The organism is Plantactinospora soyae (assembly GCF_014874095.1).
Classification (GTDB): Bacteria; Actinomycetota; Actinomycetes; order Mycobacteriales; family Micromonosporaceae; genus Plantactinospora; species Plantactinospora soyae.
In genome coordinates, this window is sequence record NZ_JADBEB010000001.1 from 7886930 (window position 1) to 7897259 (window position 10330).

Annotated in this window: 10 protein-coding genes; 3 read left to right on the top strand and 7 right to left on the bottom strand. The window is 71.8% G+C overall.

The genetic code is table 11. The annotated features are described in order from the left end of the window. Positions 1 to 106 precede the first annotated feature (106 nt). A complete protein-coding gene (locus H4W31_RS34605) occupies positions 107 to 1042 on the bottom strand; it encodes a hypothetical protein (RefSeq protein ID WP_192770449.1) in 936 nt (311 codons plus the stop codon). 153 nt (positions 1043 to 1195) lie between these two features. On the opposite strand from H4W31_RS34605, the gene H4W31_RS34610 reads away from it, so the two are divergent. Together H4W31_RS34610 and H4W31_RS34615 are read left to right on the top strand one after the other, a co-directional pair. Beyond that, the gene (locus tag H4W31_RS34610; protein WP_192770450.1) at positions 1196 to 2386 is read left to right on the top strand and encodes an NAD(P)/FAD-dependent oxidoreductase; all 1191 of its coding nucleotides are present in this window, start codon (positions 1196 to 1198) and stop codon (positions 2384 to 2386) included. A 10-nt stretch (positions 2387 to 2396) separates the two neighbouring features. After that, complete coding sequence (locus H4W31_RS34615; protein ID WP_192770451.1) at positions 2397 to 3335, top strand: sigma-70 family RNA polymerase sigma factor; 939 nt, start codon at positions 2397 to 2399, stop codon at positions 3333 to 3335. Positions 3336 to 3405: 70 nt separating this feature from the next. Here the strand turns inward: H4W31_RS34615 and H4W31_RS34620 are convergent, their stop codons facing one another. The 5 genes from H4W31_RS34620 to H4W31_RS34640 form a co-directional block, all read right to left on the bottom strand. Beyond that, positions 3406 to 4284 carry an ABC transporter ATP-binding protein gene (locus H4W31_RS34620; protein WP_192770452.1) on the bottom strand — a complete coding sequence of 293 codons (879 nt, stop codon included), beginning with the start codon at positions 4282 to 4284 and terminating at the stop codon, positions 3406 to 3408. Between the two features lie 28 nt (positions 4285 to 4312). Further along, positions 4313 to 5113: a hypothetical protein gene (locus tag H4W31_RS34625; RefSeq protein WP_192770453.1), complete on the bottom strand. Its 801-nt coding sequence runs from the start codon at positions 5111 to 5113 to the stop codon at positions 4313 to 4315. Then, positions 5110 to 5805, bottom strand: a complete 696-nt coding sequence (locus H4W31_RS34630) for a hypothetical protein (RefSeq protein ID WP_192770454.1) — start codon at positions 5803 to 5805, stop codon at positions 5110 to 5112. The genes H4W31_RS34625 and H4W31_RS34630 overlap by 4 nt, the downstream gene beginning before the upstream one ends. Positions 5806 to 5916: 111 nt before the next feature. Next, positions 5917 to 6855 (bottom strand): anti-sigma factor family protein, encoded by a 939-nt coding sequence (locus tag H4W31_RS34635; protein WP_192770455.1) that lies wholly within the window; start codon positions 6853 to 6855, stop codon positions 5917 to 5919. Next, a complete protein-coding gene (locus tag H4W31_RS34640; protein WP_192770456.1) occupies positions 6852 to 7427 on the bottom strand; it encodes an RNA polymerase sigma factor in 576 nt (191 codons plus the stop codon). The genes H4W31_RS34635 and H4W31_RS34640 overlap by 4 nt, the downstream gene beginning before the upstream one ends. A gap of 243 nt (positions 7428 to 7670) precedes the next feature. Here H4W31_RS34640 and H4W31_RS34645 point away from each other — a divergent pair, with 243 nt between their 5' ends. Beyond that, positions 7671 to 8972 carry an asparaginase gene (locus H4W31_RS34645; protein WP_192770457.1) on the top strand — a complete coding sequence of 434 codons (1302 nt, stop codon included), beginning with the start codon at positions 7671 to 7673 and terminating at the stop codon, positions 8970 to 8972. Positions 8973 to 9042: 70 nt separating this feature from the next. Here H4W31_RS34645 and H4W31_RS34650 read toward each other — a convergent pair whose 3' ends face one another. Further along, on the bottom strand, positions 9043 to 10254 hold the full coding sequence (locus tag H4W31_RS34650; RefSeq protein ID WP_192770458.1) for a hypothetical protein: 1212 nt from the start codon (positions 10252 to 10254) through the stop codon (positions 9043 to 9045). Positions 10255 to 10330 lie beyond the last annotated feature (76 nt).

Here is a 10330-nt window from a genome sequence, read left to right on the forward strand (position 1 = left end):
TCGAAACGGAACCGGGGTGATCTTGCTCCGTGCCCGCAGTGTAACGAGAGTCGGCAAGCCGGTTATTGGTCGGGCGACGGCTCGGGATCGGGAAGCTCCGACCCGGTCAGTCCGGCGCCCACGGGCCGGTGTCTCCGCTGTCGGTCCCGGGTAACCGGGCGAGTTGCCGGGCCGACACCGGTCGGTACGTGATCTGCCGGAGCAACGGTTCCAGGCTCCAGTCCGACGGACCGGGCGACATGGTCAGCTCGAACCGGTCCTCCGCCAGGCACAGGGTCACGTGCGTGTCGTCGGACATGAACCTGTCCTCCCCCCGATTCCAGCAGAGTCCCGGGTAGGGCAGGTTGGCGGGTTGCGACCGCCCGACCGTCACGTAGACGTGACGACCCTCGTACGGCCGGTCCGGGCGCTCGGCGAGCAGGAGGAAGAGCTGCCGTACGCCCGGCCGGCCGGGATAGGCGTGCGTCACGTCGAATCCGGGGATCTCCGGTACGACCAGCGGCACGTCGAGCGCACGGAAGTCGTTGACGCGCCACCGGAACTGGCTGATCCGCTCGACGCCGACAACCGCCACCAGCAACGCGACCACGCCGAGCACCGCGCCCACCCTGACCGGACCGGACAGCTGGCGGGCGGCCCCCAGAGCCAGGCCGAGGTGTACGCAGAGTGCCGCGACCGCCCACCACGCGCTGGTCTCCCAACGGTCGCGTACCGGCCCGCCGAAGGCCACTGCGAGCGGGACGAGGACCGTCAGGAAGATCGGCACGAACACGTGCACCCAATGGCCGGCAGATCCGCCGCGCCCCAGGCCGAACCGCCATCGCGCCACCGTCGACAGCACGGCGATGACCAGCATGGCGCAGAGTGCCACGGCGTAGGAGATGACCAGCGGAAGACCCGACGAACCCCAGTCCCGGTCGGTCAGGTGCAACCCGGTGACGAAGACCGCCGTGGCCGTGACGCCGCCGGCCGCGGACGCGTACAGGATGACCGGGGCCAGGGACGGGGCGCCGCCAAGCTCACCGACACGGGGATCCGCCATTCGTGGAGGATCGCACGGGAATCGGCGCCGGTCTGTCTCCGGCAGTCGTACCGACCGACTCCGAATCATGGTGAGCCACGCCATAGTCCCGCCCTGTCAGGAATCCGGGTGCTGTCTCGTTCAGAGGGCACACGAACAGACGGGAGCAGGAACATGCGGCACCGCATCACCGTCCTCGGGGCCGGATACGCCGGGACCTCCGCGGCCGGATATCTCGCCCGCCACCTCCACACCGACGACTTCGAGATCACCGTCGTCAGCGCCGCGCCCGACTTCGTCGAGCGGATCCGCATGCATCAGCTCGCCGCCGGCCAGGACCTACGCCGCCATGGACTGGCGGAGATGTTCGCGGGCACCGGCATCCGGCTGCGACTGGCGCGCGTCACCGCCGTCGACGCCGGAGAGCGGACCGTCACCGTGACCGACGGCGGGGGTGCCGACCGGATCGGGTACGACACGCTCCTCTACGCCCTCGGCAGCACCGTCGCCGACCACGGCGTTCCGGGCGTGGCCGAGCACGCCTTCCACGTCGCCGAACGGCCGGCGGCGCTGCGCCTGCGCCAGCGGCTGGATGAACTCGGCGAGGGCGGGACGGTGCTGGTCGTCGGCGGCAACCTGACCGCGATCGAGGTCGCCACCGAGATCGCCGAATCGCGGCCCGGCCTCCGGGTCGCGCTCACCACCAGCGGCGAGCTGGGCGGTTGGCTGGGCCCGAAGGGCCGCCGTCACCTGCTGCGCGCCTTCGACCGGTTCGGCATCGCCGTCCACGAGCACACCACCATCGAACGGGTCGAGGAGACCGGCGCCATCGCCGCCGACGGTGCCGCCTTCGCCGCCGACGCGACCGTGTGGGCCGCCGGCTTCACCGTCCACCCGATCGCCGCCGCCAGCGGACTCGATGTCGAGGACGACGGCCGGATCACCGTGGACCGGATGATGCGGTCCGTCTCGCACCCGGAGGTCTACGCCGCCGGTGACAGCGCCTACGCCATCGGCGAGAACGGTCAGCCGCTGCCGATGTCCTGCGCCTCGGCGGGCTTCACCAGGATGCAGGCGACGGCTGCGATCATCGGAGACCTCACCGGTCACAAGATCTCGAAGGTCTCGCTCGCATATCTCGGCAACTGCATCAGCCTCGGTGGAAAGGACGCGATCGTGCAGTTCGTCGACGGCGACGCGCGGTCGAGGTCCTGGTCCCTGCGTGGCCGTCCGGCGGCACGGGTCAAGGCGGCCGTGCTCAAGGGCACCGTGTGGAACATGAACAACCCGACCTACGGGCTGCCGACCCGCCGGCATCGCAAGGCGGTTGCGCCGCGTCGCCCTGCTGAGTTGGTCGCCGACTAGCGTGGCCCGCATGGACACTGCCACAACGGAGCGTTTCGAGGCCAACCGGAAGCGGTTGGCCTCGCTCGCGTACCGTCTCCTCGGCTCGGCAGCCGACGCCGAGGACGCGGTGCAGGACGCGTTCCTGCGCTGGCACGCCGCCGACCGGGAGCACATCGAGGTCCCCGAGGCGTGGCTGACCAAGGTGGTCACCAATCTGTCCCTCGACCGGCTCCGCTCGGCGCGGCTGCGGCGCGAACGCGCGGTCGGCGACTGGCTGCCCGAACCACTCCTGCACGGCGACCCGATGCTGGGCCCGGCCGACACCGTCGAACAGCGCGAATCGGTGACCCTGGCGGTGCTGACGCTCATGGAACGCCTCACGCCGGTCGAGCGGGCCGTCTATGTCCTGCGCGAGGCCTTCTCGTACAGCCACGCCGAGATCGCGGAGATCCTCGACATCACCGAGTCCGCGAGCCAGCAGCACGCCCACCGGGCCCGACGCCGGGTCGCCGCCGAGCGCACCGTCAGCGAAATCGACCGCGCCGCCGCCCGCCGGGTCGTCGAGGCGTTCGTCGACGCCGCCTCCTCCGGCCGCACCGAACGGCTGGTGGCGTTGCTCACCGGCGACGCAACCGGGGTCTCCGACGGCGCCGGGCAGGCCGCCGGGAAGCTGTTGCGGTACTCGGTTCCCGAGCGGGTCGCCGCCGCCATGCGAGCCGCCTTCAAGCCGACTCCGGCGAAGCGGAAACTGGTCGGCGGCTCCCCTTCGATGCATGCCGACATGATCAACGGCTCCCCCGCCGTGATCGCCGTCCTCGACGACCGGGTCGTGGGCGTGCTGGTGCTCGACGTCCGCGGCGACAAGATCGCGGTCGTACGCGGCATGGCCGACCCGGACCGGCTCGGCCGCCTCACCGAGCAGTGGCGGCGGCGCGAGCACGATGATCCGCTGATCGAATCGTGGTGACCGGAGCACGCGTGGTACCAGCAGATCCGTGGCCCAAAGGGCGTGGCCACCGGAACGGAAGGCGACCCGGCTACCCCGCCGGTACGGCCGCACGCTGCATCAGCGCCACATATCCGTCCTCCAGGGACGGTGTGGCCGGCACCGCGTCGACGCTCGGCCGGTTCGGACTGATCACCCGGTAGTGGGTACCGTCGGTCCGGCTGATCGCCGAGACGACCACCCCGACCGGCGGCGGCGAGCCGGTGTTGGTGACCACCTCCCAGGTGGCGCCCTCGCCCACCCGGACCAGATCCGGCACCGTACCCGTGTAGACCACCCGACCGGCCGCCATCACGGCGGCGTGCTGGCAGGTCTGCGCCACGTCCTCGACGATGTGCGTGCTCAGCAGCACGGTACGGTGCCCGGCCAGTCCGGCCAGCAGGGTCCGGAACCGGACCCGCTCCTCGGGGTCGAGTCCCGCCGTCGGCTCGTCCACCACGATCAGGGCGGGATCGCCGAGCAGCGCCTGGGCAATGCCGACCCGGCGCCGCATACCGCCGGAGAAGCCCTTCATCCGGCGCCCCGCCACCTCGGAGAGGGCGACCAGTTCCAGCAGTTCGTCCACCTGCTGGCGCCGGGCCCGGGTGTCGTCCAGCCCCTTGAGCAGGCCGACGTAGTCCAGGAACTCGCGCGGGGTCAGGTCGGGATAGAGACCGAGGTCCTGCGGAAGGTAGCCGAGCCGGCGCTGGACGGCGGTCCGGCCGGCGCCGGTGGTCAGGTCGTGGCCGCCGACCCGGACCTGTCCCCCGCCCGGCGGCAGCACGCCGGCCAGGATCCGCATCAGTGTGGTCTTGCCGGCGCCGTTCGCGCCGAGCAGGCCGTACATGCCGCCGGGAACGGACAGGTCGACCGAGTGCAGCGCGGTGACCTTGCCGAAGCGCCGGCTCAGGCCGGTGGTCTGGATGTCCATGTCGAAGCAGAACCCTTCGGAGAAGAAATCAGGCCGTACGGCGTTGACGGGACAGGACGGTGCCGGCCACGAGCAGCGGCAGCAGACCGACCAGGACGAGGAGTACGACGCTGAGCAGCACGCTGGTGCCGCTGGGCTCCGGGCGCAGGAAGGACAGCCATCCGGGTACGCCCGCGAACAGCGCCGTCTCGCCCGTCAGCCAGGTCACCGGGTAGTCCCCGATCGGCGTCAGCAGCGTTCCGCTCAGCGACGGTAGGAAGTCCGGGTGGAGCATGTTGCCCCAGAACCAGTAGCCGACGAACAGCACCCGGAACAGCGGCGCGGTGACCACCAGCGGGGCCACCATGGCGAAACCGGCCACGAAGGCCAGGCCGGGCAACATGATCAGGCCGAACGCCAGCACCGCCCAGCCGAGCATCAGCGGGTCGCTCCGGTGCACGCTCTCGTACCCACCGGCGACGAGCATCACCAGCAGCGCGGGCAGCGCGGTGGCGGCCAGCCCGCCGAGATACTTGCCGGTCAGCAGCACCCTCGGCCCGAGGGGCAGGCTCTCCAGCAGCCCGGCGGTGTTCAGCCGGCGGTCCCGGAGCAGCCGGTCCGCCAGCACCATGCCGAACCCGATCGGGACGACGATCCCGAACAGCAGCGCCCAACCCGCCATCACCTCGGACGCGGGGGCATCGGCCTCTGTGTAGCGGGGACCCCGGTCTCCCTGGGTCAAGGCGATCACTCCGGCCAGGAGCAGCATCGCCAGCCACAGCGAGCGCTTACGGGCCTGCATCCGGAACTCGTACCGGCAGACCGCGAGCAGTTCCGACACGCCGTTCACTCCTCTTCCTCGGTCAACAACGAATGGGGCCGGCGCAGCAGCAGTACGACGACCGCGACGAACAGCAGGCCGGAGCCGATCAGCGCGAGCCGGTTCGTCAGCCAGTCCTCCCCGACTCCCACCCGGCTGGTGGTGAACAGGAAGAACGGCCGGGTCCACTCCAGGCCGACGAACGACTGCGCGAACAACTGCTCGCCCAGCCACAGCGCGCAGACCATGCTGGTGGCCAGGACGACACTGCGCCCGAGCATTCCGACCAGCACCGTCAGGCCGGTCAGCCAGAGCATCGGCGGGGCCCAGACCAGCGGCGAGGCCAGGATGCTCGGCCCGGTCCACCAGCCGGAGAGCCAGAGCCCGGCCGAGAAGGTCACCGCGCACACCGCACCGGCCAGCGCCAGCACCCCGAGCCGGCGGCCGAGCGTGCCGGCGTACCGGGCGGGCAGCGAGAGTTGCAGCTCGCGGCAGCCGTCCCGGGCCACGATGGTCACCGCCGCCATCCCGACCGTCAGCGGCAGAATCGCCTCCAGACCGGTGAGCAGGAGCTGAGCGACCTGGTCACGCCCCGCTCCGCCGGAGCCGGCGAGCAGCGCCATCGCGGTGGTGACGAGCAGCGCCGCCGGGGGTGCCACGCCGGCCGCCCAGCCGGCCCGGCGCGACTCGTACCGCCAGAGCGGAAGGCGATGCGTCGGCATCGGTTGCAGGAGTTGAGCTTTCACGTATCTGGGTGGGACGGAACGCGTCCGAGGTTCACCGGTTCGACGAGTGATCCGGGCCACAGATCCCGGGCCGCCGTCCCCGCCGTCTCATCGTCCGTACGCCCGGGCCGGGGCGGTGGGCAGGTACGGCACCACCGCGACCGTGCCGGCGATCAGCAACGCCGCGACCAGGAGTATCGGTCCGCTGGTCTGCCAGAGGAACTCGACCAACTGGTCCATCGCCCCGTCGACGGCGCCGGAGCCGGAACCGGCCAGCATCCGCAGTGCCCAGAGTGTCGTCACAACCCCGATGCCGATCGCCGGTCGCCACAGCACCGACAGTGCGAAGCTGACCGCCGAGAGCAGCGCCATCGGCCCGAGCCAGGCCGCGAAAAGTCCGAGCGGCCCACCGGTGTCGAACCAGGCGAGGCCGAGGGAGGCGACCGAGGCCGTCGCGAAGATCGTGCCCAGCACCACGGTGAGCCGGGCCAGCAGCACCGCTCGTACCCCGGTGGGACTGGCCGCGATCAGTTCGCCCGCCGGATCGGCACCGCTGCCGCAGGCGGCGGCCAGCCCCAACGCCGCGACCAGCGGCATCACGATGGCCAGGACCGAGCCGGACGACCCCGGCGGCACCCATGCCGCGAAGCCCGTGCCGACTCCGAGCACCACCCCGGCGACCGGCCAGATGCGGCGGTCGATCAGTCGCCGCTGGTGGGTCAGGATCCGCACCGCCCGGGCCGGGGCGGCGGCGCCGAGCACACCCGAATACCGGGGTACGACCGTCCGCGCGCCCTCGTCCCCGATGCCCTGCCGCCGCGTCCGTCGCCGTTCCGGCAGCCGGGACAGCACCGCGTCGAGCAGCCCGGCCGGGGGTACGGCGACCGCCGCCACGTGTTCACCGACCGCTCCCGCCACCCGTCGCCACGCCGCCGCCTCCTCGGCACAGCCGCGGCATTCCGCGAGGTGCCGGGCGACCTGTCCGGCCCGTTCGTCCGGCAACGTCCCGGCGACGAAGGCCGCCAGCAGTTCCTCCGGATGCGTCATCGCCCCGTCTCCCTTCCGGAAATCCTGGCCATGGCAGCGTCGACCGGCAGTGCCCGGGCGAGGACGGCGCGGGCGTGGAACAGCCGGCTCTTCACGGTTCCGACCGGGATGCCTAGAACCTCGGCGATCTCCGCGTGCGCCAGTCCGGCGCCGAAGGCCAGATCGAGCACCTCCCGCTGGGCGGGAGCCAGCCCGGCCAGGGCGGTCGCGACCGCTCGGGCGTCGGCCCGGGCCAGCGCCACCGCTTCCGGCCCCGGTTCACCGGCCGGGACCTCGGCGGCGGCCTCCATCGGCAGTGGTGCCGGCCGCTTTCCCGGAAGCCGGCCCAGCGCCTGCCGGCGGCAGATGCCGAACAGCCAGGTACGCACCGTGGACCGGGCCTCGAAGGAGTCGGCGCCCCGCCAGAGGGCCAGGAAGGTGTCCTGCAACGCCTCCTCCGCCCGCCCCCGGTCGGCGAGCAGCCCTTGGGCGTACGCCAGCAGCGGCTGGCCGTGTCTGGCGTACAGCGCCTCGAGGGCTCGCTGGTCACCATCGGCCACCCGGTGCAGCAAAGACCGGTCGACGTCGTCCATCCCGTCCTGGGTAGCCCGTCGACGGGCCGAGGTTCAGTATCCCGGCCCAGATGTGCCGCTGGTCACAGTCGAGTACGCCCAATGGCGGTACGAAGCGGGCAGAACGCCGCCGACCGGAACGGCTAACCGGTAGTGATTCGAACACGTTCCGAGATGCGATCATGGGAAATGATCATGTAACACCGAGGAAAATCCAGACCCGGACGATGCCCGGTACCCCCAACCCCCCGCCTGGAGGTCGTCATGTCCAGCCTGAAAGCCCGCCTCAGACCCACACCGCGACGGCTGACCGCCGTACTCGTTCCGGTGCTCACCGCTGCGCTCACCGCCACCGTCGTCACCCTCGTCCAGCGCTCCCCCGAGCCGGCGGCGCTCGCCCTGCCGCCGATCAGCGGGGCGGTGTCGGCGGTCACCGGACCGACCGAGATCCGCAGCGTCGCGTACGGCCAGGCGGTGGCCGCGGCCAAGGCCAGGAAGCCCAAGGTCACGGTGATCGGCACGGGTGGAACGATCTCCGGCGTCGCCACCTCCCGGAGCAGCTTCACCGACTACCAGTCCGGCCGGGTCGCGATCGGGGACATGGTCGCCCGACTGCAACCGGAGATCGGCCAGGTCGCCGACGTCACCACCGTGCAGTTCGGCAACAAGGGCTCCGGCAGCTACACCATCGCCGAGTTCCACGCCCTCACCCTGGCGGTCGAGACGGCGCTGAAGACCTCCGACGGGGTCGTGGTGACCAGCGGCACCGACACGATGGAGGAGTTCGCGTACTGGCTCGACCTGACCGTGCAGAACCGCAAGCCGGTGGTGATGACCGGTGCGATGCGGCCCTGGGCGGCGGTGACCCCGGACGGTCCGCAGGTGATCGGCGCCGACGGCCCGGCCAACCTCTACAACTCGATCGTGCTGGCGGCCAGCCAGTCCACCTACTGCTACGGCACCGTGCTGCTGCTCGGCGACGAGTTCCACGCCGCCCGGGACGTGACCAAGACCAGTTCCTACCGGATGGACACCTTCCAGACCCGCGAGCTGGGCGTACTGGGGTGGATCGACGGGCCCAACATCAAGGTCGGTCGGGCACCCGCCCGGGTCGACGACTGCGACGCGAAACAGCGCTGGACGACTCCGTTCAACCTGTCGAGGATCGCGCCGACCGCGGTGCCCCGGACCGAGGTCGTCTACGGCTACCAGCAGGCCGGCGGTGAGGCGATCACGGCGTTCGCCGACGCCGGGGTGAAGGGGATCGTCACGGCGGGCACCGGATCCGGTGGCCTCTCCTCGGCGCAGAGCGCCGCCCGGACCGCCGCCGCCGCGAAGGGCGTCGTCTTCGTCAGTACGACGCGGACCGGCTCCGGCTCGGTCTACGGCGGCAGCAGCACCTCACCGATCATCGCCGGGGACGACCTGCTGCCGCAGAAGGCACGGCTGCTGCTCATGCTCAGCCTCGCCTTCGCGCCGAACGACGTACCGAAGGTGCGGGACTGGGTGACCACGCTCGGCAACCCCGAGTGGAACACCGTACCCAGGGGCAGCCCTCGGGACTGACCAGTGAGGACGTGGTGCCGGAAGCCTGCGGGGCTCCGGCACCACGCACCCCCCTCCGGAGCCGCCCGGCTCAGCTCGGCGAGATCACGACCTCGGTCCAGTTGCGCCGGTCCGCCGAGCCCACCCCCAGCAGCAGGCGATGCGGTTCGGACCGGGCGGTCAGGGCGAGGGCACCGTCGGCGAGCAGGTCGACCTGGTCCAGTCCGGCCGGTGGGCGTGGGTCCGTCGACCATCCGCCCTCGGCGGAGGCGTACCCGAATCCGCCCGGACCGGCGACAGCGAGCCTGCCACCGCCCACGGCCGCGGCCCAGTACCGGCCCGGCGCCGTCGGGTGGCCCGTGGCCGGCACGACCAGCCAACGATCACCGACCAGCCTCCGCAGTTCCGGGAACACCGCCGGCCGGAGGACCGGAACCACCCAGGCGTCGGCGCCGTCGAGGCTGCCGTGCAGCGTCGCCCGGCCGCCGACCTCGAGCGGGTCCATCCAGGTCCAGGTCCGGCCCTCGTCCGTGGTTACCACGGACTGCAACCTCGGCGGGGGACGGTCCGGTTGACGGCGCCCGGGCTCCCACATCGTCAGGACCAACCGCCCGGCCAGGGCTGCCGCCTGCGGCCTGATCCCGGCTTCACCGTCCAGCTCGACCGGCGCACTCCGGCGCACGACGGCGCCGGTCGCCCGGTCCAGGGTCAGTACCTGATAGCCGGCGCAGCTCTCGACCCGTGGCAGTGCGCAGACGACCCGGGCGTTGGTCGGGACCACCTGCCCGAGCTCACCCCTGCCGTCCAGCACGATCGGTCCGTCCCGCTCCCGCGACTCGACGAACGACATCCCCGCGTCCACGGACTGGTAGAAGCGCCTGCCGGCGAAGAGCACGACCTCGCGCGGGCCGCCCGTCGTCAGGATCCAGTCACCACTCTCGGCGAGCGGCAGGACGCGTGGGGACCAGGTACGGCCGCCGTCGGCGGTCGCCAGCAGGGCGCCCCGGCACCGCCGCTCGGGCAGCCGGAGTCCGGGCGTGGCCGCCCGGTAGGGGCAGTCCGACAACACGGCGTAGCCGTGTTCGGCGTCGTGGAACACGGTCAGGTAGGGACGCAGCCCGGGACCGACCCGGATCGACGCCACCACCCGCTCCACCGTGTCCCGTACCGGAACGGCCGGGGCGGACGGGCTCGATTCCGTGTCCGACGGACGGCTCGACGACCCGGGTCCGCGAGGCTGGTCACACGCCACCACCGCCACCAGTACGGTCATCAGCACGCTCAGGCCCGCTCGTCTGTTCAATCCCACTCCCCCGGTCCGGCCGGCGCCCCTCCGCTCGGGGCCGCACGATGCGACGCGGACATGGACGGTAGCCGAT